This is a genomic window from uncultured Bradyrhizobium sp. (assembly GCF_947648125.1).
GTDB lineage: Bacteria > Pseudomonadota > Alphaproteobacteria > Rhizobiales > Xanthobacteraceae > Bradyrhizobium.
Genome location: NZ_CANSMR010000004.1, coordinates 34,704 through 57,053 on the forward strand (window position 1 = coordinate 34,704; position 22,350 = coordinate 57,053).

The window sequence follows — 22,350 nt, forward strand, 5'->3', positions numbered from 1 at the left end:
TCATGAGCGCTGAGACCGCGACCTTCTCGCGCGCGAAAGCCTCCGCGTTCACCGAGGTCCCGGCCTGGTTCTGGATAGCGTGCGGCGTCTATGCGCTGCTGCTGTTGGTCGGCGACAGGCTGCTCGCCGATTCCGACACCTACTGGCAGATTGCCGTCGGCCGCTGGATTCTCGACCACCGCACGCTGCCGTCTGTCGACATCTATTCGTTCACCAAGGCCGGTGAGCCGTGGGTGTCGTCGTCCTGGCTGGCGCAGGTACTGTTCGCGAAGGCCTACGACCTCGCCGGCTGGACCGGCCCAGTGGCGCTGGCCGCCGCCTGCGCCGCTGCCAGCTTCGCGCTGCTCACCGCCATCCTCAACCGCGTGCTGCCGACGATCTACGCGAGCCTGATCGCCCTTGCGGCGCTGGTTCTGACCTGCGGGCACCTGCTGGCCCGTCCGCATGTGCTGGCGATGCCCATCATGATCGTCTGGGCGAACGGCCTGATGACCGCCAGCGAACGCCGCAAGGCGCCCTCGTTCTGGCTGCTGCCGCTGATCGCGCTGTGGGCCAATCTGCACGGCGGCTTTCTATTCGGTTTGGTCCTGGCCGGCGCATTTGCGCTCGATGCGATGTGGAATGCCTTGCCGGCTCAAAGGCTGGCGCTGGCGCTGCGCTGGGGGGCGTTCGGCATCGGCGCACTGGCTGCGTGCTGCGCGACCCCCTATGGCTGGGGCTCGATCCTCGCCTCGCTCAGGATTCTCGGCCTCGGTGAATTGCTGCATCTCATCACGGAATGGAGGCCGTCGACGTTCGGCGAGATCGACCCGTTTGGACTATCGATCCTCGGCCTGCTCGGTGCTGCGCTCTATTGCGGGGCGAGGTTGCCGCTGCCGCGAATCATCCTGGTGCTGGGCTTGCTGCACATGGCGCTGTCCCATGTCAGAAATCTCGAGCTGTTCGCCCTGCTGCTGCCGCTGGCCGTGCTGACGCCGGTTGCCAGCCAGTTCGGGCTGCGTGCCGCCAGCGCCGTCCGCCCGAGAGTTGCCCCGGCGGCAATCCTTATCGTCGGGCTTTGCGCGTGGACCTCAGTCGTTGCCGCGCGCCAGGTCATATCGCCACCGCCGATCTATTCGCCGGCTGCCGCCGTTGACGCGATGAAGGCGCACAACGTCAAGCGCGTGCTCAACGATCTGCAGTTCGGCGGCTACCTGATCTGGCGTCAGATGCCGGTGTACATCGACGGGCGTGCCGAACTCTACGGCGAGGCGTTCGGCATGAGCTTGGTCCGTGCGGTTCAGCTCAAGGACGTCAACGGCTTCCTCAATCTGCTCGCGACCCATGACATCGATGCGGTGATGCTCGATCCGACCACGCCGGCGTCCAAATTGCTGGATCACATCGCAGGATGGCAGCGCCTCTACGCCGATGACCGCGTGGTCGTCCACGTCCGCGCCGCTACTTGAGGCCACTGCCGGCCGTCCCGCCCAATGGCAGGACGACGGGATCGGCGGCCGGATAACCTGCGCGAAGTACCGGACGGTTGGCCGATCGGCTCGGGAAGTCGTGACATCCGCGCAATTCGGCGGTCGATCTTTGCTCTTCCTAAATGAATTGCCGTCAGATTTGCCAGCGTCGGGCGCCGGTCCGCAGCGTATCGCCTTTGCCGGCCTGTTAACGTCCCGGGGTAGAGTATGTCGTTTCAGTCCCAGCGTATTCGCGCGCTCACGCGCATTGGTTTCATCTCGATGGCCGCAGCCTTGCTGCTGGGGCCCGCACTCGCAACGGCTGCGCCGGATCCCGACCGGATCGCGGTCAGTGTCGATCAGGCCAAGCTCGTCAGGCTGCCGGGCGGCATTGCCACGATCGTGGTCGGCAATCCCTTGATCGCCGACGTTACCTTGCAGAATGGCGGGGTCGTCGTGGTGACCGGCAAGGGCTATGGCGCGACCAATTTCATCGCACTCGACCGCTCCGGTCAGGTGCTGGTGGATCGCCAGATCCAGGTCGAAGGTCCGTCCGACCAGCTGGTCACCGTCTATCGTGGCGTCGATCGCGAGACCTACAGCTGCATGCCGGTCTGTCAGCGCCGCATCACCCTCGGTGACGGCGAGACCTATTTCAAGTCGACCATGGACCAGGCCGGTACGCTCAGCAGCCAGGCCTCCGGCTCGGGTGGGGCCGGGAAGCCGCAGAACTGACACATGTCCGCTCCGGCGCTGCACACGCCGGGGCCGCTGCCGATCGCGGGCGCTTCCCCCGACATGCTTAGTGAAGGCCTAACGGATCGGGTCGCTCTGTCTCGATCCGGCGAAATGCTTCGACAATGACTCTTGGATAGTTGTTGCCGCCATGTTGATCCGGGGTCGTTGATGCCGCTGCCCGCTCATTCTTTTGCACGCCTCCTCCGCCGCTTTCGCCGAAACCGCCGCGGCGCAACCGCGGTGGAATTCGCGATGGTCGCGCCGCTGTTTTTCGGGCTGCTTTTTGCGATCATCGAAGTGGCAATGATCTTCTTTGCCAGCCAGGTGCTCGAGACGGTGACGCAGGATTCATCCCGCTTCATCATGACCGGCCAGGCGCAGGGCGCAAATTATACCCAGGCGCAATTCAAGCAATTCGTCTGCGGGCGAGTCAACGCGTTGTTCGATTGCACCAACGGCGTCTACGTTGACGTGCGCAGCTATCCCGCGACGAGTTTTTCTACCGTCAAGCTCACGCCTATCACCGATCCCACCCAGGTGAAATGGTGCCCCGGCAAGGACGGTGACGTCGTGGTGGTCCGCCTGTTCTATCAGTGGCCGCTATTTGTCACCAAAGTTTTCAGCTCCACCTACCTCACCAACGGCAAGCGGCTCCTGATCGCGACCGCGACGTTCAAGAACGAGCCCTCCGGAACCGCCGGCACAACATGCTCATGAGCAAAGTCATGAAAACCCTGCCCGCGGCCTTGCTGCGCTTTGTCGTCGCTCTCGGGCATGACCGCCGGGGCCTCGCCGCCGTCGAGTTCGCTTTCATCATGCCGCTGATGCTGGTGATGTTCTTCGGCACCGTCGAGTTTTCATCCGGTGTCGCGGTCGACCGCAAGGTAACGCTGATGGCGCGCGCCGCGTCGGATCTGACCTCGCAGGCGACGCAGGTGGTGGATGCCGACCTGCAGAATTTCTTCAGCGCCAGCGTCGGCATCATGACGCCCTACGATCCGTCGCCGACCAAGGTCACGTTGTCGGAAATCTACGTCGATAACTCCAACATCGCGCGGATACAGTGGAGCAAGGCGGGGACGATCGCCTCGGGCGCCACGCAGGCGACGCTGACGGCCTCGACTCGCAGCCAAGGTGACATCGTGACAAGCGTCGTTCCGTCGGCGCTGCTGGTTGCGGGCACCTATCTGATCTTCAGCGAAGTGAGCTACAAATACGTTCCGACGATCGGCTATGTGATGGCCAAGGCCGGCATCAATCTCAGCGACGTCGCCTATACACGGCCGCGGCAATCGGTTTGCGTGTTCTATGCCCCGACCTCCGCCACCATGCCGACGACCTGCTCGACCTACTAGAGCATTTTCGGTTCTGATTGAGTCAGAACCGAAGCTCTAGATTCTTGTTTTGACGCGTTTTCTTCACGCGAACCGGTGTCCACTTCGCTCGAAAACGCTCTGGGTCACAGAGCGCGATCCAGACAAAAAGGGCCGCACCCGAAGGTGCGGCCCTTGATGCTTTGACGACAATTTCCTGGAGCTTCGCGCTCCCGGGAAATCGGCTTATCCAGCGGCGCGCAGATTGTCGGCCGAGGATTTGCCGGAACGGCGGTCAGCAACGATCTCGTAGGAGATCTTCTGGCCTTCACGCAGAGTGCCAAGGCCGGCGCGCTCGACTGCACTGATGTGCACGAACACGTCGTTCCCGCCTTCATCCGGCTGGATGAAGCCGTAGCCCTTGGTCGCGTTAAACCACTTCACGGTTCCCATGCTCACGTGGGTAGTCCCTTCTCAGATATACAAGTTCAAGACCCGCTGGTCGGCGGGGTGGTGAGATCGAATTTTTGGAAGGGTCGTCAGCGTCTGAACCGGCTGTACCGGTATTGGCTAATGTCGTCCGGCCGAAAATCGATGGGTAGGATATTATTCGATAGAAGGCCTCAAAACAATCCTGACGTGCGCGATTTTTTGGCCGGCGCAGCCGCCGGCCAATTGTTGCGCAGGACATCAGGACGTCATGCGCGCAACAGTTGCAATGTCAGCCTATCGGCGGCGGAACTGGCCGCCGCGCTGTGCGCCGCCCCGCGGCGGACCGCCGGGTGCGCCACTCGGACGTTCGTCCTTGTGCCGGAAAATCAGGCGGCCCTTTTCGAGATCGTAGGGCGACATTTCGATCGTGACGCGGTCGCCGGCCAGCGTCTTGATGCGGTTTTTCTTCATCTTGCCGGCGGTGTAGGCGACGATCTCGTGTCCGGCATCGAGTTGCACCCGGTAACGAGCGTCGGGGAGGATTTCGGTCACCAGTCCTTCGAACTGGATCAGCTCTTCCTTAGCCATATGTTTCTCCAGATCGAGCGACGGCTAGTGCTTCGGTCGGTTGTTGCGGTTGGGTTGCGGATTCGGCCGGCTCTCGCGATGCAAGAAGGCGACGCCCTGAATGCCTTCGCTGTTGCCGGCCTGCGACGGACGCGGCGACTCGCCCCGGCTCGTCTGCGGCGCGCCATTATTACCACCCCGACGGCGGCGGCGGCGAGGGCCTTTTGCACCTGGAGCGGCCTCATTCCCACGGACATTATGCGCGCGCGGCGCAGAGCGGCCACCCCGATGCGGTTGGGGGGCCTGCGCCGGCGCGGCGGCCTCGCGGCTCCCCTGTGTGCGGCGGTCTTCCCGCGGCACGGTAATCCGGATCAGCCGCTCGATATCGCGCAGATAGCCCATCTCCTCGGCGCCGGCGATCAGCGAGATCGCGACCCCGTCGGCGCCGGCACGCGCGGTGCGGCCGATGCGGTGCACGTAGGTTTCCGGGATGTTGGGCAGGTCGAAGTTCACCACGTGGCTGACGCCGTCGACGTCGATGCCGCGGGCGGCGATATCGGTCGCCACCAGCGTGCGGATCTCGCCGGAACGGAATGCCGCCAGCGTGCGCTCGCGGTGGTTCTGCGACTTGTTGCCGTGGATCGCATTGGCCTCGATGCCGGCCTTGGCAAGGCTCTTCACCACCTTGTCGGCGCCGTGCTTGGTGCGGGTAAACACCAGGGCACGATTGACCGGCTCCTGCTTCAGAAGCTGGGCGAGAACCGTCGGCTTGGCCGCGAAATCGACCTGGATCGCGCGCTGGGCAATGCGATCGACCGTCGAGGCCACCGGCGTCACCGCCACGCGGGCCGGGTCGCGCAGCATCGCCTCGGCGAGCTCGGCGATGTCCTTGGGCATGGTGGCCGAGAAGAACAGCGTCTGCCGCCGGATCGGCAGTTTGGCGACGATTTTGCGGATGTCGTTGATGAAGCCCATGTCGAGCATGCGGTCGGCTTCATCGAGCACCAGGAACTCGACCTGGTTGAGCTTCAGCCCGTTGCTCTGCACGAGATCGAGCAGGCGGCCGGGCGTGGCGACCAGCACCTCGACGCCCTGCATCAGGGAGCGGACCTGGCGGCCCATCGGCACGCCGCCAATGGCGAGCGTCGAGGACAGCCGGATGTGACGGCCATAGGTGTTGAAGCTGTCGAGGATCTGCCCGGACAGTTCGCGGGTGGGCGAGAGCACCAGCACGCGGCAGCTCTTGGGCTGCGGGCGGATGCGGTTCTCGAGCAGCCGGTGCAGGATCGGCAGCGCGAAGGACGCGGTCTTGCCGGTTCCGGTCTGGGCGATGCCGACGACGTCGCGGCCGGCAAGTGCGAGCGGGATGGTCTGGGCCTGGATGGGGGTCGGCGTGAGATAATTTTCTTCTCGAAGCGCGCGGGCGATGGGATCGGCGAGGCCGAAATCCTGAAAGGAGGTCAAAAGGTGGTTCTTTCCATAAAAGCAGTCATCGTCCCGGCCAGTATCGGCCGGAATCGCATGAAGGCATTCGGGGACACCCGCGTGTCTGGGGCGTCAAGCTGGGTTAGCTGAAAGGCGAGCCAGAAGCCGCTTGGGGCAGCTTGAACACGCAGCTCGCGAAGGCACCGCGATGTCGCGGGCATGGCCAGCATATGGACCAGGAACTGGGCGGTTTCAAGATGATATCGCCGGGATTGGTGCGCCGAATGCGCCGAACCATCGCGCAAACTGTCACAAATCGGTGCCGGAAATTTAGCCAGGACGGCAATTTTGCCTAGATAATAACCTGATTGCTCTTTCGGCAGTCAAGTTGACGGCTCAATGATTGGGCAGCCGCATTCCGTATTTGCCCGGAACTCACGAAATTATCCAGTTGGTTCATCGGCTTACGGTGCCTACGCACCGTGGCACAGTTCTTGCGATTCCCTTAACCGCAGGCGGCCAAGCGGCCGTTCGCAGCGTTCAACGCCTGCGTCAGGGAGACGACATTTCATGCTTACTCAGCTTACTCACAAAATAACGACGATGACTCGCCGCCGCGCGCTCGCGGCGACGGCCGGCCTGGTTTTGGGTCTGGCTGCGTCCTCGCCGTTCGCGCCCGCCCAAGCGGCCGACGACACCATCAAGATTGGCATTCTTCACTCGCTGTCGGGCACCATGGCCATCAGCGAAACCACGCTGAAGGACACGATCCTTTTCCTGATCGACGAGCAGAACAAGAAGGGCGGCGTACTCGGCAAGAAGCTCGAGGCCGTCGTGGTCGACCCCGCATCGAACTGGCCGCTGTTCGCCGAAAAGGCCCGCGAGCTGATCACCAAGGACAAGGTTGCGGTCGTGTTCGGCTGCTGGACCTCGGTGTCGCGCAAGTCCGTGCTGCCGGTGTTCAAGGAGCTGAACAACATCCTGTTCTATCCGGTGCAGTATGAAGGCGAGGAGTCCGAGCGCAACGTGTTCTACACGGGCGCGGCGCCGAACCAGCAGGCGATCCCCGCCGTCGACTATCTGATGAAGGAAGAGAAGGTGAAGCGCTGGGTGCTGGCCGGCACCGACTACGTTTATCCGCGCACCACCAACAAGATCCTCGAAGCCTATCTGAAGTCGAAGGGCGTCGCCCAGGACGACATCATGATCAACTACACGCCGTTCGGTCACTCCGACTGGCAGACGATCGTGGCCGACATCAAGAAGTTCGGCTCGGCCGGCAAGAAGACCGCCGTGGTCTCCACCATCAACGGCGACGCCAACGTTCCGTTCTACAAGGAGCTCGGCAACCAGGGCATCAAGGCGACCGACATTCCGGTGGTCGCGTTCTCGGTCGGCGAAGAAGAGCTCGCCGGCATCGACACCAAGCCGCTGCTCGGCCATCTCGCCGCCTGGAACTACTTCGAGTCGATCAAGACCCCGGCGAACGAGAAGTTCATCAAGGAGTGGCAGGCCTACACCAAGAATCCGAAGCGCGTGACCAACGATCCGATGGAAGCGCACTACATCGGCTTCAACATGTGGGTGAAGGCGGTCGAGAAGGTGAAGTCGACCGATCCGGACAAGGTGATCGACGCGCTTCCCGGCACCGAGGCGCCGAACCTGACCGGCGGCGTGTCGAAGATGCTGCCGAACCACCACATCACCAAGCCGGTGTTCATCGGCGAGATCAAGGGCAACGGCCAGTTCGACGTGGTCTGGAAGACCCCGGGCCTGGTGGCCGGCGACGCCTGGTCGAAGGAGCTCGAGGGCTCCAAGGACCTGATCGGCGATTGGGTCGGCAAGAAGTGCGGCAACTACAACACCAAGACCAACAAGTGCGGCGGCCAGGGCTCGTAATCGGGCACTCCTGATCTAACGACACAACACAACCATCCAAGAACCTGGAGAAGGCGGCATTGCTCGCCGCCTTCTCCTCACACTCCTGCCGGGGTACTGACGTGTTTGCTATTTGTATTGATCGCTTTCGCACTCTGTTTCTCTCGATCGTGCTGCTGAGCTGCCTTGCTGTGCCGGCGCTGGCCGGCCCGTTCGAGGATTCGGTCGCCAAATTCGCCAATGACGAGTTCTCCGACACCGAGGCTGCGATCGGCGAAGTTGCCGCATCGGGCAATGCGCTGGCCTCGCCCATCATCGGCGCGCTGCAGGATGGCCGGTTGTCGGCCGATCCCGACAGCAAGAAGGTCTTCATCACGCAGGCCGACGGCAAGATCGTCGACGCCGCGACTGGTGCTGCCGTCGACAAGCTGCCCGACAACGCCGCTGCGGTTCGGCTCAACAACCGCCTGCGCCGCACCGTGGAGGCCGCGCTCGGCGGCCTGACGCTATTGTCGGCGGATCCGGCCAAGCGGCTCGCGGCGGCGCAATCGGTGTTCAAGAGCCACGAGGAGAACCTGCTGCCGACGGTGGAGGGTGCGCTCGCCAAGGAGAGCGTCAAATCGATCAAGCAGGCGTTCGCCGAGGCGCGCGCCGCCATCATCCTGTTCAAGCCGGATGCATCGGACAGCGACAAGCTCGACGCCGTCGCCGTGGTCAAGGCCCGCGGCGACCAGGAGGCGCTGGCGCTGCTCACCGGGCTGGGCGACCAGCCGCCGCTGGTCGCCCAGGCGGCGGCAACCGCGGTCTCATCGATCCAGAGCAATCTTGCGATGTGGTCGATGGTGCAGAACGCCTGGTACGGCCTGTCGCTCGGCTCGGTGCTGCTGCTCGCCGCGATCGGGCTTGCCATCACCTTCGGCGTGATGGGCGTCATCAACATGGCGCATGGCGAGATGGTGATGCTCGGGGCGTACACCACTTTCGTGGTGCAGGAGGTGATCCGCACCCGCTATCCCGCGCTGTTCGACTATTCGCTGCTGATCGCGGTGCCGCTCGCCTTCCTGGTCGCCGGCTTCATCGGCGTCGTGATCGAGCGCACCATCATCCGCTTCCTCTACGGCCGTCCGCTGGAGACGCTGCTCGCGACCTGGGGCCTGTCGCTGGTGCTGCAGCAGGCGGTGCGCACCGCATTCGGCCCGACCAACCGCGAGGTCGGCAATCCGTCCTGGATGAGCGGCGCCTTCGAACTCGGCCAGATCACCATCACCTATAACCGGCTCTGGATCCTCTGCTTCACGCTCGCGGTGTTCGCCATCCTGCTGGCGATGCTGCGCTACACCGCGCTCGGCCTCGAGATGCGCGCGGTGACGCAGAACCGCCGCATGGCGGCCTCGATGGGGATCGCCACTTCGCGCGTCGACGCGCTGACCTTCGGCCTCGGCTCGGGGATCGCCGGCATTGCCGGCGTGGCATTGTCGCAGATCGACAATGTCAGCCCGAATCTCGGCCAGAGCTACATCATCGACTCATTCATGGTCGTCGTGTTCGGCGGCGTCGGCAATCTCTGGGGCACGCTGGTCGGCGCCTTCACGCTCGGCATCGCCAACAAGTTCCTGGAGCCGGTGGCGGGCGCGGTGCTCGGCAAGATCGCGATCCTGGTGCTGATCATCCTGTTCATCCAGAAGCGGCCGCGCGGCCTGTTCGCGCTCAAGGGTCGGGCGGTGGAAGCATGACCTGCTTTGAGCCGCCAATGACTGCCCCGAAGTGCGCTGCGACTCCCTCTCCCGCTTGCGGGGGAGGGTTGGGGTGGGGGTCTCTCCACACGGTACACTCCCGATGTGGAGAGACCCCCACCCGCCGCGCGCTGATGCGCGCGTCGGCCTCCCCCGCAAGCGGGAGAGGCAAGGGAGTTCGCCAATGACGCCGCATATCCTGACCCGTTCGCTCGACCGCGCCGCGACCGCGTTCGTCCTGCTCGTCGCCGCGGTCGGCGTGCTGATCCCGCTGTCGAACCTGCTGCTGCCGCAGGGCTCGATGTTCCAGGTGCCGACCTATCTGGTGGCGCTGTGGGGCAAATATGTCTGCTACGCCATCCTCGCGCTCTCGATCGATCTGATCTGGGGCTATTGCGGCATCCTTTCGCTCGGCCACGGCGCGTTCTTCGCACTCGGCGGCTACGCGATGGGCATGTACCTGATGCGGCAGATCGGCAGCCGCGGCGTCTATGGCAACCCGATCCTGCCCGACTTCATGGTGTTCCTGAACTGGGACAAGCTGCCTTGGTACTGGTACGGCTTCGACAAGTTCGCCTTTGCCGCGTTGATGGTGCTGCTGGTGCCGGGGCTGCTCGCCTTCTGCTTCGGCTGGCTCGCATTCCGCTCGCGCGTCACCGGCGTCTATCTGTCGATCATCACGCAGGCGATGACCTATGCGCTGCTGCTGGCGTTCTTCCGCAATGATTTCGGCTTCGGCGGCAACAACGGCCTGACCGACTTCAAGGATATCCTCGGCTTCAACGTGCAGGCCGAAGGCACCCGTGCCGCGCTGTTCCTGCTGAGCTGCCTGGCGCTGATCATCGCTTTCCTGATCTGCCGCGCGATCGTGACCTCGAAGCTCGGTAAGGTCCTGATCGCGGTGCGCGATGCTGAAAGCCGCACCCGCTTCCTCGGCTATCGCGTCGAATCCTACAAGCTGTTCGTGTTCACGCTGTCGGCCTGCATGGCCGGTGTCGCCGGCGCGCTCTATGTGCCGCAGGTCGGCATCATCAATCCGAGCGAGTTCGCGCCGGGCAATTCGATCGAGGCGGTGATCTGGGTCGCGGTCGGCGGTCGCGGCACCCTGATCGGCGCAGCGCTCGGCGCTGTCGTGGTCAATTACGCCAAGACGTTCTTCACGTCCGGACCGCTGGCGCCGTACTGGCTGTTCATGCTGGGCGCGCTGTTCATCCTGGTCACGCTGCTGTTGCCCAAGGGCATCGTCGGCACCTTCCACAGCTGGTGGGAGCCGATCAGGGCAAGGCGCAACTCTCCCGACGCGGAGAGTGCCGCGCGCGAAGACGGCGTCGGCGCACCGAACCTGGCGGAGTAGGCAGATGAACGTCATGGATACCCGCGCCACTTCGGCCATGCTCTATCTCGACGGCGTGCACGTCTCGTTCGACGGCTTCCACGCCATCAACAATCTGTCGCTGACGCTCGCGCCCGGCGAGATGCGCGCGATCATCGGCCCGAACGGCGCCGGCAAGACCACGATGATGGACATCATCACCGGCAAGACCAAACCGGACGAGGGCACCGTGCTGTTCGACGGCACCGTCGACCTGACCCGGCTGGACGAGACCCGCATCGCCGAGCTCGGCATCGGCCGCAAGTTCCAGAAGCCGACGGTGTTCGAGAGCCAGACCGTGCAGGACAACCTCTTGCTCGCGCTCAATGTCGATCACTCCGTGCGCGGCACGCTGTTCTGGCGCGGCAGCAAGGCGGAGTCCGAGCGCATCGACAAGGTGCTGGAGACCATCCGCCTGACCGATGCGCGCAACCGCCTCGCCGGCAGCCTGTCGCACGGCCAGAAGCAGTGGCTTGAGATCGGCATGCTGCTGGCGCAGGACCCCAAGGTGCTGCTGGTCGACGAGCCGGTTGCCGGCATGACCGATGTCGAGACCCATCTGACCGCGGAGCTTCTGAAAGAGATCAACAAAAACCACACCATCATGGTGGTCGAGCACGACATGACCTTCGTGCGCGAGCTCGGCGTCAAGGTGACCTGCCTGCATGAAGGCACGGTGCTCGCCGAAGGTTCGATCGACCAGGTGTCGTCGAACGAGCGGGTGGTCGAAGTGTATCTGGGGCGCTAGGCGATGCTGAAGATCGACAACATCAATCTCTATTACGGCGCGGCGCAGGCGCTGCGCGGCGTGTCGCTGACCGCCGAGCCGGGCAAGGTCACCTGCGTGCTCGGCCGCAACGGCGTCGGCAAGACCTCGCTGCTGCGCGCCATGGTCGGCCAGTATCCGATCGCCTCCGGCGCGATCAATTTCGACGGCAAGGACATCACCGCGCTGAAGCCCTATGAGCGGGCGCGGCGCGGCATCGGCTTCGTGCCGCAAGGCCGCGAGATCTTCCCGTTGCTGACGGTGGAGGAAAACCTCAAGACCGGGTTCGGGCCGCTGAAGCGCGAGGACCGCAACATCCCCGATGACGTGTTCTCGCTGTTTCCGGTGCTGCAGACCATGCTGGGCCGCCGCGGCGGCGATCTCTCCGGCGGCCAGCAGCAGCAGCTTGCGATCGGCCGCGCGCTGGTGATGCGGCCGAAGCTCCTGCTGCTCGACGAGCCCACCGAGGGCATCCAGCCCTCGATCATCAAGGACATTGGCCGCGCGATTTCCTATCTGCGCAACCTCGGCAACATCGCAATCGTGCTGGTCGAACAATATCTCGACTTTGCCTGCGAACTCGGCGACAGTTTTGCCGTGATGGACCGGGGTGCGGTGAAATATGCCTGCGATCGCGCAAGCCTCGATCCCGCCGAGATCAGCCGCCAGATGGCGCTGTGAACAAGCTGTGACGCCGCCTCGCGCGGCGTGGGTCAAGGGAGCGTCGGGGGAATGCGGACCGGGATCGCAGGCGCGACAGCGGCAACGTTTGCGGCAAACCGCGCCCAGGGCGCGGTCAGGTTCGGCGTACATCGCAAGGACGGCGCCACCCGCCGCGGTGATCTTCATGAATCGGGTTCGCTGCGCGTCCGTTTCCCGTCGCCTGAGGACGACGGCCTGTCGGCCATGTTAGTCAACACCGCCGGCGGCATTGCCGGCGGCGACCGGTTCGAGATTGCGATCGCAGCCGGCGAGGGCGCCCGCCTGACCCTGACCACGGCAGCGGCGGAAAAGGTCTATCGTGCACCGTTAGCGTTTTCGAGCGAAGTGGGTACCGGTTCGCGTGAAGAAAACGCGTCCAAACGAAATGAGGGCATGGAGCGATCCGGCCGGATCGCTCCATGCCCAGCGGCAGCGCGGCTCGACATCGCGCTGAAGGTCGCTGATGGCGCGCATCTCTCCTGGCTGCCGCAGGAGACCATCCTGTTCGACCGCGCGCGCATTCATCGCCGCTTCGACATCGACCTGGCCGAGGGCGCTTCGCTTTTGCTCTGCGAGATCGTGGTGTTCGGCCGCGCCGCGATGGGCGAGACCATGCGCCATGGCGAGTTCGTCGATCGCTGGCGGATGCGGCGTGGCGGCAGGCTGGTGTTTGCCGAAACCATCCGCCTCGACGGCGAGATCGGTGAGAAGCTGGCAAGGCCCGCGATCGCAGGGGGCGGCTGCGCGATCGGCACCGCGCTGATCGTGCCGGGCGACGAGGCGCTGGTCGAGCGCATCCGCGAGGCGTCTGACAGCTTCGGCGGCGAAGTCGGCATCTCGGCCTGGAATGGCTTTGCAATGGCGCGCTTCTGCGCCCAAGATGCGGCCCGGCTGCGTGCCGACATGATGGCGGTGCTCCGCCGCGCCTCCGCCGTGCCGCTGCCGCGGCTGTGGCTCAACTGATCCTCTAAACGCTTTCAGAGTGTTCGCATGAATTTGTCTCCCCGCGAAAAGGACAAGCTCCTGGTTTCGATGGCCGCCATGGTGGCGCGCCGCCGGCTCGAGCGTGGCGTCAAGCTGAACCATCCCGAAGCCGTGGCACTGATCACCGATTACATCGTCGAGGGCGCGCGCGACGGCCGCACCGTCGCCGAATTGATGCAGGCGGGCGCCAAGGTCCTGACCCGCGCGCAAGTGATGGATGGCATCCCGGAGATGATCCACGACATCCAGGTCGAGGCGACATTCCCCGACGGCACCAAGCTTGTCACCGTGCACGAGCCGATCCGATAGGAGCCTGACATGATCCCCGGCGAACTCTTCATCAAGGACGGCGAGATCGAACTCAATGCAGGCCGCAAGACCGTGACGCTGTCGGTTGCCAACAGCGGCGACCGCCCGATCCAGGTCGGGTCGCACTACCACTTCTTCGAGACCAACCCGGCGCTGAAATTCGACCGCAAGAAAGCCCGCGGCATGCGCCTCGACATCGCCGCCGGCACCGCCGTCCGCTTCGAACCCGGCCAGACCCGCGACGTCCAGCTCGTCGCGCTCGCCGGCAAGCGCGTAATCTACGGCTTCCGCGCCGAGGTGAAAGGGAAGCTCTAGGCCCGATGCTGCCCGCGCTCCGCATGGTCTCCGAAGCTGCCGAGCTTGCGGCGCGCCGTCACAACGGCATGGCGCGCAAGGGGCGGGGGAACGAGCCTTACATCAACCATCTCGCCGAGGTTGCGAACCTGCTGGCGCAGGTGACTGACGGTGCCGATGCTGAGCTGGTGGCGGCCGGTTGGCTGCACGACACTATCGAAGACACCGAAACCACGCGCGAGGAGCTCGCGCAAAGATTCAGCGAACGCGTTGCCGCGCTGGTGGTCGAATGCACCGACGACATGAGCCTGTCCAAGGCCGTGCGCCGGCAAAAGCAGGTCGAGGACGCTCCGCACAAATCGCCCGGTGCAAAGCTGATCAAGACCGCCGACAAGATCAGCAATATCGGCGCCCGCATAGTGCCGCATCCAGGCAAGGACGAACGCGACGATCTCGCCGATTATGCGACCTGGGCCGACAAGGTCGTTGCCGGTTGCCGGGGGATCAATCCGCGGCTCGACCGCATTTTCGATGACACCATCGCGCGCGCCAAGGCCGCGCTGGCTGAAACTGGGGGCTGATATGTCCGTGAAGATCAAGCGTTCCGTCTATGCCGATATGTTCGGCCCCACAACCGGCGACAAGGTGCGGCTCGCCGACACCGATTTGATCATCGAGGTCGAGAAGGATTTCACCACCTATGGCGAGGAGGTGAAGTTCGGCGGCGGCAAGGTGATCCGCGACGGCATGGGGCAGTCGCAGGTGACGAACGCGCAGGGCGCGGCCGATACCGTCATCACCAACGCGCTGATCGTCGATCACTGGGGCATCGTGAAGGCCGACGTCGCGATCAAGGAGGGGATGATCGCCGCGATCGGCAAGGCTGGTAATCCAGACATCCAGCCCAACGTCACCATCATCATCGGTCCGGGCACCGACGTGATCGCGGGCGAGGGCAAGATCCTGACCGCGGGCGGATTCGACAGCCACATCCACTTCATCTGCCCGCAGCAGATCGAGCACGCGTTGATGAGTGGCGTCACCTCGATGCTCGGGGGCGGCACCGGCCCCTCGCACGGCACCTTCGCCACCACCTGCACGCCGGGCCCGTGGCACATGGGGCGCATGATCCAGTCGTTCGACGCCTTCCCGGTCAACCTCGGCATCTCGGGCAAGGGCAACGCCTCGCGTCCGGCGGCGCTGGTCGAGATGATCAAGGGCGGCGCCTGCGCGCTGAAGCTGCACGAGGATTGGGGCACCACGCCGTCGGCGATCGACACCTGTCTCTCCGTTGCCGACGATTACGATGTCCAGGTGATGCTGCATTCGGACACGCTGAACGAGTCCGGCTTCGTCGAGGATACGGTCAAGGCGTTCAAGGGCCGCACCATCCATGCCTTCCACACCGAGGGCGCCGGCGGCGGCCATGCGCCGGATATCATAAAAATCGCCGGCCTGAAGAACGTGCTGCCGTCCTCGACCAACCCGACCCGCCCGTTCACCCGCAACACCATCGACGAGCATCTTGACATGCTGATGGTGTGCCATCACCTCGATCCGTCGATCGCCGAGGACCTCGCTTTCGCCGAAAGCCGGATCCGCAAGGAGACCATCGCGGCCGAGGACATCCTGCACGATCTCGGCGCGCTCTCGATGATGTCGTCGGACTCGCAGGCGATGGGCCGGCTTGGCGAAGTGATCATCCGCACCTGGCAGACTGCCGACAAGATGAAGAAACAGCGCGGAGCGCTGCCGCAGGACAAGGGCAACGACAACGACAATTTCCGCGTCAAGCGCTACATCGCCAAATACACCATCAACCCCGCGATCGCGCATGGCGTGTCGAAGCTGATCGGTTCAGTCGAAAAGGGCAAGCTCGCCGATCTCGTGCTGTGGTCGCCGGAGTTCTTCGGCGTCAAGCCGGACTGCATCATCAAGGGTGGCTCGATCGTGGCGGCGCCGATGGGCGATCCCAATGCCTCGATCCCGACACCGCAGCCGGTGCACTACCGACCGATGTTCGCCGCCTTCGGCAAGGCGCTGACCGCCTCCTCGGTGGTGTTCACCTCGAAGGCTGCGGTCACCGGCGGTCTCGCCCGGAAGCTCGGCATCAGCAAAAAGCTCTACGCGGTGCAGAACACCCGCGGAAAAATCTCCAAGAAGAGCATGATCCACAATGATGCGACGCCCAACATCGAGGTCGATCCGGAGACCTATGAGGTACGCGCAGACGGCGAGCTCCTGACCTGCGCGCCGGCCGAGGTGCTGCCCATGGCACAGCGCTACTTTATGTTCTAAAACCGGTCCCGGTATCCAAAGCCAGAACAGAAAACCGGGAGGAATTTCCGTGATTTACGTCGTAGCCACGCTGACCATCAAGCCCGAGACCCGCGCCGAATTCATCGCGGCGGCGACGGCCTGCATCAAGGAAACCCGCAAGGAGCCCGGCAACATCGCCTACGATTTGCATGAGAGCGTCACCGACCACAGCAAGATGGTGTTCGTCGAGCAGTGGGAGAACGCCGAGGCACTGGTGCCGCATCGCACCGCCGAGCACATGAAGACGTTCGGCCGCGTCGCCGTGAAGTGCATGGCCGCGCCGCCGAAGATCGAGGTGATCACGCCCGAGAAGGTCGACGTTCGCTAACAAGAACAAGAACGGGAGAAACACATGATCTATGTCATCGCCACCACGCCGATGAAGCCGGAGAACAAGGACGACTTCATTCGGGGACACCAGGCGTGCATCGCCGAGACCCACAAGGAGAAAGGCTGCCTCTCATACGAGGGTCATGTCAGCGTCAATGATCCCAATCTGTACGTGGTGGTCGAGCGCTGGGAAACCCGCGACGACCTGACCGCGCACAGCAAGGCGCCGCACATGAAGGTGTGGCGCGAATATTCCGCCGAGATGAAGACGGGCCCGACGGTGATCGAGATCATCAGCGACGCCAAGGTCCAGAAGCTCTGAGGCAATCGATGATCCGCGCAACCAAAGTCCTGGGACAGCATCGCTGGAAGGAAGCGGCAGCCGACACCGTCGTGCTCGATTTCGACGACCGGCACCGGCGGCGGATGGCGATGACCGGGACGCGCGGGCTCGAATTCCTGCTTGATCTCGAAAACGCCGTCGCGCTGCGCGGCGGCGATGCACTGGTCTTGGAGGACGGCCGCCTCATCGAGGTGGTCGCTGCTCCAGAGCCGCTCGCGGAAATCCGCGGCAGCGATCCGCATCATCTGATCCGGGTCGCCTGGCATCTCGGCAATCGCCATCTGCCGACGCAGATCATGCCGAAAGGCCTGCGCATTCGCAGGGATCACGTGATCGAGGCGATGGTGAAGGGGCTGGGGGCCCGTGTCATCGAGATCGAAGCGCCGTTCGATCCCGAGGGCGGCGCCTATGCCGAGCATGCGCATGCCGACGAGCACGCGCATGCTCACACCGGGCACGATCATGCCCATGGCGAAGCGCACGATCACGGTCACGACCATGGTGATGGTCACCATCACCATCACGATCATGCGCATGACCACGACCACCATCATCATGATGAGCATTGCGACCATGCCCATCATCACCACGACCACTCCCATGCTCATGACCGCAAATGAGCCTGATCCCGCTGCGGTGCGCGGCGGGATGGCGGAGGACGAGGCGGCCGCGCTGTATCGGTTGATGACGTGGCTGTCGCCGTCCTTTCCGGTGGGGGCGTTCGCCTATTCCAGCGGCATCGAATGGGCGGTCGAGGCCGGCGACATCACCGATGCCGCGTCGCTGCGCGGCTGGCTCGCGGCGATGCTCACCGACGGCAGCGGCTTTTGCGATGCCGTGTTTCTCGCGCAGAGCCATCGCGCGGCGTCGGAACCCGGCCACGCCGGACTGAAGGAGATCGCCGAGCTTGCTGCTGCCTTTGTGCCGTCGCGCGAGCGGCAGCTGGAGACCACGACGCAGGGGCGCGCCTTCATCGAGATCGCCCGCGCGGCCTGGAATTCGTCCGGCCTCGATGCGATGATTGCGGCCTGCGACGGCCCGATCGTCTACCCGGTCGCGGTCGGCGTCGCCAGCGCTGCGCATCGCATCCGGCTTTCGCCGTCGCTGCATGCCTTCCTGCATGCCGTGCTCTCGAACTGGATTTCCGCGGGCAGCCGGCTGATCCCGCTCGGGCAGACCGACAGCCAGCGCGTGCTGGCCGATCTCGAGCCGGTCGTTGCGGCGACTGCGGCGCGGGCCAATGCAGCTTCGCTCGACGATCTCGGCAGCGCGACCTTCCGGGCCGACCTCGCAAGCCTGCGCCACGAAGCGCAATACACGAGGCTGTTTCGGTCATGATGGGCCACACCATCCACGCGTCGTCCCCGCGAAAGCGGGGACCCATAACCTCCGGCTTTGGTGGTTGCGCGAGGCTGGGGCCCCAGACGGTTGCAGCAACTGAACTCGGTGGTTATGGGTCCCTGCTTGCGCAGGGACGACGATAGCGGAGGCACTCTTCTCATGCCCACTTCTCATGGCCCGTTGCGCGTCGGCGTCGGCGGTCCGGTCGGCTCCGGCAAGACCGCGCTGATGGATCTGCTCTGCAAGTCGATGCGCGAGCGTTACGACATCGCGGCGATCACCAACGACATCTACACCAAATGGGACGCCGAGTTTCTGGTGCGCTCCGGCTCGCTGACGCCGGACCGCATTGCCGGCGTCGAGACCGGCGGCTGTCCGCACACCGCGATCCGCGAGGACGCATCGATGAACCTTGCCGCGGTCGCCGACATGCGGGCGAAATTCCCCGATCTCGACCTGGTGCTGATCGAGTCCGGCGGCGACAATCTGGCGGCGACCTTCTCGCCGGAATTGGCTGATCTCACGATTTACGTCATCGACGTCGCCGCCGGCGACAAGATCCCTTCCAAGGGCGGTCCCGGCATCACGCGATCCGACCTTCTGGTGATCAACAAGATCGACCTCGCGCCCCATGTCGGTGCGTCGCTTGAGAAGATGGACACCGACGCCAGGCGGATGCGCGGCGAGCGGCCCTTCGTGATGACCAATCTGAAGAAGAGCGACGGCCTCGACCGCATCATCAGCTTCATCGAGACCAAGGGCGGCCTTCGGTCGCAGGGCGCAGGCAAGGCGGCCAAGACGGGTTAGGCGTTAATCATTGTGGCAGTGGCCAGTCCCGTCACCCCCGCGCAAAGGCGAAGCCTTTGCGCGGGGGTGACGGTGAACGGGAGGGGTGCGTACTCCGCCGCAAAAAAGCTGCGCAATCGCCGGAACAATTGCCAACTTTGACGATTAGCAACCTTTGGCGCCGCCAAAGACCGCCGGGTGGCGTCGTCGTTAATGTTGCCGACCGGCTCCTGTTGCGTACCGATGATCGCTATTCCATATTCCTTTGCGGCTGGCGTTCATCGCACCCTGATTTGTCGCCGCCCCCGCAGAAGCCAGATGCCTACCGTCCCCTTTCGCCACCCCCTGATTGCCGAGTAAGCGTGTGGTTCGACTGGGCTTCATCGTTGCATTGATTGCGCTGATCGGAGTTCTCCTCTCCGGTCTTGCCGCCTATCGGGTGCACGATCAGGAGCTTGCAATCGACGGCATCGCGCTGGCGCGGGCGATCGACGTCCATGCCAGCCTGGTGCAGGACCGCTTGACCGAGCGCGAGCTGCTGGCGCGGGTGGCCTCGGGGCTGTTCCGGACGCCGTCGATGGTGAAGGCCAACATGCTGCAGCCGCTGCGCTCGGCGATCTACGCCTTCAAGACCGATTTCGTCGTCGCCGCATGGATCGCGCGGCTCAAGCCGAACGAGCTGACGGCAGCCGAGGCGGAGCTGAAGGCTGCCGGCTTCACCAATCCCTCGATCCGCGATTTCGACGACCAGGCGCTCGACATCAAGGCGCTCGACAAGCCGATCAACGTGCTGATGGACGTCGAGCCGCGCAATCCGGAAACCTTGAGCATCCCGGGCCGCGCCTTCGACCGCCACTCGGTGGTCGGTCCGATGCTGGCGCGGGCAATGGAGGACGCCAAGCCCGTGGCCTCGGATCCTGTGCCGCTGCTGCGGCAGAACGGCCCGGTCGGGGTCGTGCTCGCCGCGCCGGTGTTCCAGGAGGGCGGGTCCGAGCCGGCCGGCTTCATCACCTTTTCCTATGAGCTGTCGTCGCTGATGCTGACCAACGACGATTCCTCGCTGTTCGCGGTGGCGTTGAAGGACCCGCGTGATTCCAACGACGAGTTCACCGCCAACGAGCAGGGCATCGTCACCTCGCGCGCGGTGCGCCAGGACGGCCCGTCGCCGTCGATGGTCCGCACGGTGACGTTCGGCGGCCGGGACTGGTCGCTCGACTATTACGCCAAGAGCAACGCCACGGTGCGTGCGCAGCAGACCGCGACGATCGTCGCGGCGATTGGCCTCGCGCTGACCGGCATCGTGTGCGGCCTGTTCGGCTATGTCGCCTACAACAATTTGCGCCTCAGCCGCGAGATCGAGGTCCGGATCGGCTTCGAGCGCCGGCTGACTGCGGTCATCGACGAGCTCAACCATCGGGTCAAGAACATCCTCGCGGTGATCCAGTCGATCGTGACCCGCACGTTGCGGCACGGCGCCGACATCGACGGCGCGCGCGAACTCCTGATCGGGCGCATTCACGCGATGTCGAATGTCGTCACGCTGCTCAGCGAGAGCCAGTGGCAGGGCGTCAAGCTGAAGGGCCTGTTCGAATCGCGCGCGATTCCGCATGCCGACCGGATCGCGGTGAACGGTCCCGACATCACCGTCAGCGCCCGCGCCGCGCAATCGCTGTCGCTGCTGTTCTTCGAGCTCGCCTCGCACTCCGACGAAGGGCTGTCGCTGGTCGGCAAGCATCCGCACATCGTCGCGAACTGGGAAGTCGCCGGCGAGGATGCGGACGCGGTCTTCCATTTCCGCTGGGAGGAGTTCAACACCAGCCAGGCGACGCGGCGGGCCGACAGCGATTTCGGCCTGATCCTGCTCGACCGCGTCGCGCCCGAGGCGCTGGGCGGCACCGCGAAGCGCTACTTCACCGACGTCTCCTATGTCTACGAGCTCACCGCGCCGATGGACACCGTGGTCGACATGACCGAGCGCGACCGCACCGAGCAGTTCTCGGCGCCGGTCCGTCCGGCGAAGAAGTAGAGCGGCCGCAGCCGCCTCAGGTTGTGCCGTTATGCCGTTGCGCGGATTGATCGAAATCAGGCGCGCCGGACGACGCTCACGTCATCTGTGACGAAATCCGGCATCCGTAATAGCCCGCAACCGAGCGTTAAAACTTCGTTGAACATGCTTGGGCATATACCGAGCAGGATACCGTCTGAGGACCCCGATGAGGCTTTGGGTCAGCCTGACCTTGCTCGCGGCAGTTTTGCCGGTAGGGCTGTCGCTTGCCTTGACCCCGGCGACGGCGCCCCGTGACCCTGCGGCAATCCGTGCCAGCTATCGCCGGCCCGACATTGTTCCCTTCCCGAGCAGCAATCCCTATTCGGAGGCGAAATCCGCGCTTGGGCAGATGCTGTTCTTCGATCCGCTGCTGTCGCGGTCCAAGACGCATGCCTGCGCGAGCTGCCACAAGCCAAGCCTGTCATGGGCCGACGGCCTTCCGCGCGCCATCGGTGAGGATCCGAAAGGCCTGCCGATCCGCTCGCCGACGCTGATCGACGTGGCGTTCTTCGAGCCGCTGGGATGGGACGGCAAGTTTAGGGATCTCGAATCCGTTGCGTTCGGGCCGATCCTGAGCCCGATGAACCTGAACATGACCGAGCCGGAATTGATCGCGCGTCTCGCGGCGATCCCCGGCTATGTCGATGCATTCGCCCACGCGTTCGGAGACGGCGCGATCACGCGGCCGAGGATCGAGCAGTCGCTGGCGACCTTCGAGCGCTCCATCGTTGCAGGCGAGGCCCCGTTCGACCGCTGGATCAAGGGCGACGAGAGCGCGATCAGCGCAACGGCCCAGCGCGGCTTTGAGCTTTTCAACGGCAAGGGACGCTGTTCGTCGTGCCACAGCGGCCCGTCCTTCTCCGACGGTTCCTTCCAGGATATCGGCACCGCCAAGGGCCACGACATCGGGCGCGGACGTTACTTTCCGACCTCGGCGAAGCTGAAATATGCGTTCAAGACCCCGACATTGCGCGATGTCGCGCGGCGTGCGCCCTACATGCACGACGGTTCGGTCGCAACGCTGGAAGATGTCATCGAGCTCTACAACAAGGGCGGGATCGAGCGGCCGAGCCGGTCGCCCGACATCAAGCCTTTGTCTCTGACGGCGGGCGAGAAGAAGGACCTCATCGCCTTCCTGCAAACCCTGACCGCCACGGCACCGCCGGTGGCGGGGATCCCCAAACTGCCGCGCTGAGCGCAGCAGAGGATCCAGGACCGGGGCT

Annotated in this window: 24 protein-coding genes; 21 read left to right on the forward strand and 3 right to left on the reverse strand. The window is 64.3% G+C overall.

Going from position 1 to position 22,350, the window contains the following annotated elements:
* The first annotated feature begins 2 nt into the window (after positions 1 to 2).
* From Q0030_RS09565 to Q0030_RS09580, 4 genes are all read left to right on the forward strand, one after another.
* A complete protein-coding gene (locus Q0030_RS09565; RefSeq protein WP_298365860.1) occupies positions 3 to 1,448 on the forward strand; it encodes a hypothetical protein in 1,446 nt (481 codons plus the stop codon).
* A 228-nt stretch (positions 1,449 to 1,676) separates the two neighbouring features.
* Complete coding sequence (locus Q0030_RS09570) at positions 1,677 to 2,183, forward strand: pilus assembly protein N-terminal domain-containing protein (protein WP_298365862.1); 507 nt, start codon at positions 1,677 to 1,679, stop codon at positions 2,181 to 2,183.
* Positions 2,184 to 2,354: 171 nt separating this feature from the next.
* The gene (locus Q0030_RS09575) at positions 2,355 to 2,903 is read left to right on the forward strand and encodes a TadE/TadG family type IV pilus assembly protein (protein WP_298365865.1); all 549 of its coding nucleotides are present in this window, start codon (positions 2,355 to 2,357) and stop codon (positions 2,901 to 2,903) included.
* 8 nt (positions 2,904 to 2,911) lie between these two features.
* Positions 2,912 to 3,541, forward strand: coding sequence for a TadE/TadG family type IV pilus assembly protein (locus Q0030_RS09580; RefSeq protein ID WP_298365867.1), 630 nt, complete (start codon positions 2,912 to 2,914; stop codon positions 3,539 to 3,541).
* A 204-nt stretch (positions 3,542 to 3,745) separates the two neighbouring features.
* Here the strand turns inward: Q0030_RS09580 and Q0030_RS09585 are convergent, their stop codons facing one another.
* From Q0030_RS09585 to Q0030_RS09595, 3 genes are all read right to left on the reverse strand, one after another.
* Positions 3,746 to 3,958 (reverse strand): cold-shock protein, encoded by a 213-nt coding sequence (locus Q0030_RS09585; protein ID WP_016842648.1) that lies wholly within the window; start codon positions 3,956 to 3,958, stop codon positions 3,746 to 3,748.
* A 267-nt stretch (positions 3,959 to 4,225) separates the two neighbouring features.
* Positions 4,226 to 4,519, reverse strand: coding sequence for a translation initiation factor IF-1 (gene infA, locus Q0030_RS09590; protein ID WP_016842649.1), 294 nt, complete (start codon positions 4,517 to 4,519; stop codon positions 4,226 to 4,228).
* 24 nt (positions 4,520 to 4,543) lie between these two features.
* Entirely contained in the window at positions 4,544 to 5,962 is a 1,419-nt protein-coding gene (locus tag Q0030_RS09595) for a DEAD/DEAH box helicase (RefSeq protein ID WP_298365869.1), read from the reverse strand.
* 531 nt (positions 5,963 to 6,493) lie between these two features.
* Between Q0030_RS09595 and urtA the strand changes: the two genes are divergently transcribed.
* From urtA to Q0030_RS09680, 17 genes are all read left to right on the forward strand, one after another.
* Positions 6,494 to 7,822, forward strand: coding sequence for an urea ABC transporter substrate-binding protein (urtA, locus tag Q0030_RS09600; RefSeq protein ID WP_097673797.1), 1,329 nt, complete (start codon positions 6,494 to 6,496; stop codon positions 7,820 to 7,822).
* A 101-nt stretch (positions 7,823 to 7,923) separates the two neighbouring features.
* On the forward strand, positions 7,924 to 9,534 hold the full coding sequence (gene urtB / locus Q0030_RS09605; RefSeq protein WP_298365873.1) for an urea ABC transporter permease subunit UrtB: 1,611 nt from the start codon (positions 7,924 to 7,926) through the stop codon (positions 9,532 to 9,534).
* Between the two features lie 184 nt (positions 9,535 to 9,718).
* Positions 9,719 to 10,888, forward strand: coding sequence for an urea ABC transporter permease subunit UrtC (urtC, locus tag Q0030_RS09610; RefSeq protein WP_298365876.1), 1,170 nt, complete (start codon positions 9,719 to 9,721; stop codon positions 10,886 to 10,888).
* Positions 10,889 to 10,892: 4 nt separating this feature from the next.
* Positions 10,893 to 11,654: an urea ABC transporter ATP-binding protein UrtD gene (urtD, locus tag Q0030_RS09615; RefSeq protein WP_050405363.1), complete on the forward strand. Its 762-nt coding sequence runs from the start codon at positions 10,893 to 10,895 to the stop codon at positions 11,652 to 11,654.
* A 3-nt stretch (positions 11,655 to 11,657) separates the two neighbouring features.
* Positions 11,658 to 12,353 carry an urea ABC transporter ATP-binding subunit UrtE gene (gene urtE, locus Q0030_RS09620; RefSeq protein ID WP_092119000.1) on the forward strand — a complete coding sequence of 232 codons (696 nt, stop codon included), beginning with the start codon at positions 11,658 to 11,660 and terminating at the stop codon, positions 12,351 to 12,353.
* A gap of 51 nt (positions 12,354 to 12,404) precedes the next feature.
* Entirely contained in the window at positions 12,405 to 13,337 is a 933-nt protein-coding gene (locus Q0030_RS09625; RefSeq protein ID WP_298365882.1) for an urease accessory protein UreD, read from the forward strand.
* A gap of 27 nt (positions 13,338 to 13,364) precedes the next feature.
* Positions 13,365 to 13,667, forward strand: a complete 303-nt coding sequence (locus Q0030_RS09630; RefSeq protein WP_063695274.1) for an urease subunit gamma — start codon at positions 13,365 to 13,367, stop codon at positions 13,665 to 13,667.
* Positions 13,668 to 13,676: 9 nt separating this feature from the next.
* Positions 13,677 to 13,982: an urease subunit beta gene (locus Q0030_RS09635; protein WP_021076832.1), complete on the forward strand. Its 306-nt coding sequence runs from the start codon at positions 13,677 to 13,679 to the stop codon at positions 13,980 to 13,982.
* 5 nt (positions 13,983 to 13,987) lie between these two features.
* Positions 13,988 to 14,542: an HD domain-containing protein gene (locus Q0030_RS09640; protein WP_298365889.1), complete on the forward strand. Its 555-nt coding sequence runs from the start codon at positions 13,988 to 13,990 to the stop codon at positions 14,540 to 14,542.
* Between the two features lies 1 nt (position 14,543).
* Complete coding sequence (ureC, locus tag Q0030_RS09645) at positions 14,544 to 16,259, forward strand: urease subunit alpha (protein ID WP_298365891.1); 1,716 nt, start codon at positions 14,544 to 14,546, stop codon at positions 16,257 to 16,259.
* Positions 16,260 to 16,308: 49 nt separating this feature from the next.
* Positions 16,309 to 16,608: a putative quinol monooxygenase gene (locus tag Q0030_RS09650; protein ID WP_024581875.1), complete on the forward strand. Its 300-nt coding sequence runs from the start codon at positions 16,309 to 16,311 to the stop codon at positions 16,606 to 16,608.
* 24 nt (positions 16,609 to 16,632) lie between these two features.
* Positions 16,633 to 16,932: a putative quinol monooxygenase gene (locus Q0030_RS09655; RefSeq protein ID WP_298365894.1), complete on the forward strand. Its 300-nt coding sequence runs from the start codon at positions 16,633 to 16,635 to the stop codon at positions 16,930 to 16,932.
* An 8-nt stretch (positions 16,933 to 16,940) separates the two neighbouring features.
* Positions 16,941 to 17,573, forward strand: a complete 633-nt coding sequence (ureE, locus tag Q0030_RS09660) for an urease accessory protein UreE (protein WP_298365896.1) — start codon at positions 16,941 to 16,943, stop codon at positions 17,571 to 17,573.
* Positions 17,554 to 18,291, forward strand: coding sequence for an urease accessory protein UreF (locus Q0030_RS09665; protein WP_298366587.1), 738 nt, complete (start codon positions 17,554 to 17,556; stop codon positions 18,289 to 18,291). Before ureE ends, Q0030_RS09665 begins: the two co-directional genes overlap by 20 nt.
* 162 nt (positions 18,292 to 18,453) lie before the next feature.
* Positions 18,454 to 19,101: an urease accessory protein UreG gene (ureG, locus tag Q0030_RS09670; RefSeq protein ID WP_298365897.1), complete on the forward strand. Its 648-nt coding sequence runs from the start codon at positions 18,454 to 18,456 to the stop codon at positions 19,099 to 19,101.
* 343 nt (positions 19,102 to 19,444) lie between these two features.
* Complete coding sequence (locus Q0030_RS09675) at positions 19,445 to 21,106, forward strand: HWE histidine kinase domain-containing protein (RefSeq protein ID WP_298365900.1); 1,662 nt, start codon at positions 19,445 to 19,447, stop codon at positions 21,104 to 21,106.
* A gap of 187 nt (positions 21,107 to 21,293) precedes the next feature.
* Positions 21,294 to 22,322, forward strand: a complete 1,029-nt coding sequence (locus tag Q0030_RS09680; RefSeq protein WP_298365902.1) for a cytochrome c peroxidase — start codon at positions 21,294 to 21,296, stop codon at positions 22,320 to 22,322.
* The last annotated feature ends 28 nt before the right edge of the window (positions 22,323 to 22,350 follow it).

What these genes read in the sequence shown, in the direction of transcription:
- Q0030_RS09565 (WP_298365860.1), top strand. Translation starts at nt 3, where the DNA reads ATGAGCGCTGAGACCGCGACCTTCTCGCGCGCGAAAGCCTCCGCGTTC.
- Q0030_RS09570 (WP_298365862.1), top strand. Translation starts at nt 1,677, where the DNA reads ATGTCGTTTCAGTCCCAGCGTATTCGCGCGCTCACGCGCATTGGTTTC.
- Q0030_RS09575 (WP_298365865.1), top strand. Translation starts at nt 2,355, where the DNA reads ATGCCGCTGCCCGCTCATTCTTTTGCACGCCTCCTCCGCCGCTTTCGC.
- Q0030_RS09580 (WP_298365867.1), top strand. Translation starts at nt 2,912, where the DNA reads ATGAAAACCCTGCCCGCGGCCTTGCTGCGCTTTGTCGTCGCTCTCGGG.
- infA (WP_016842649.1), bottom strand. Translation starts at nt 4,519, where the DNA reads ATGGCTAAGGAAGAGCTGATCCAGTTCGAAGGACTGGTGACCGAAATC.
- urtA (WP_097673797.1), top strand. Translation starts at nt 6,494, where the DNA reads ATGCTTACTCAGCTTACTCACAAAATAACGACGATGACTCGCCGCCGC.
- urtC (WP_298365876.1), top strand. Translation starts at nt 9,719, where the DNA reads ATGACGCCGCATATCCTGACCCGTTCGCTCGACCGCGCCGCGACCGCG.
- urtD (WP_050405363.1), top strand. Translation starts at nt 10,893, where the DNA reads ATGAACGTCATGGATACCCGCGCCACTTCGGCCATGCTCTATCTCGAC.
- urtE (WP_092119000.1), top strand. Translation starts at nt 11,658, where the DNA reads ATGCTGAAGATCGACAACATCAATCTCTATTACGGCGCGGCGCAGGCG.
- Q0030_RS09625 (WP_298365882.1), top strand. Translation starts at nt 12,405, where the DNA reads ATGCGGACCGGGATCGCAGGCGCGACAGCGGCAACGTTTGCGGCAAAC.
- Q0030_RS09630 (WP_063695274.1), top strand. Translation starts at nt 13,365, where the DNA reads ATGAATTTGTCTCCCCGCGAAAAGGACAAGCTCCTGGTTTCGATGGCC.
- Q0030_RS09635 (WP_021076832.1), top strand. Translation starts at nt 13,677, where the DNA reads ATGATCCCCGGCGAACTCTTCATCAAGGACGGCGAGATCGAACTCAAT.
- Q0030_RS09640 (WP_298365889.1), top strand. Translation starts at nt 13,988, where the DNA reads ATGCTGCCCGCGCTCCGCATGGTCTCCGAAGCTGCCGAGCTTGCGGCG.
- ureC (WP_298365891.1), top strand. Translation starts at nt 14,544, where the DNA reads ATGTCCGTGAAGATCAAGCGTTCCGTCTATGCCGATATGTTCGGCCCC.
- Q0030_RS09655 (WP_298365894.1), top strand. Translation starts at nt 16,633, where the DNA reads ATGATCTATGTCATCGCCACCACGCCGATGAAGCCGGAGAACAAGGAC.
- ureE (WP_298365896.1), top strand. Translation starts at nt 16,941, where the DNA reads ATGATCCGCGCAACCAAAGTCCTGGGACAGCATCGCTGGAAGGAAGCG.
- Q0030_RS09665 (WP_298366587.1), top strand. Translation starts at nt 17,554, where the DNA reads ATGCTCATGACCGCAAATGAGCCTGATCCCGCTGCGGTGCGCGGCGGG.
- ureG (WP_298365897.1), top strand. Translation starts at nt 18,454, where the DNA reads ATGCCCACTTCTCATGGCCCGTTGCGCGTCGGCGTCGGCGGTCCGGTC.
- Q0030_RS09680 (WP_298365902.1), top strand. Translation starts at nt 21,294, where the DNA reads ATGAGGCTTTGGGTCAGCCTGACCTTGCTCGCGGCAGTTTTGCCGGTA.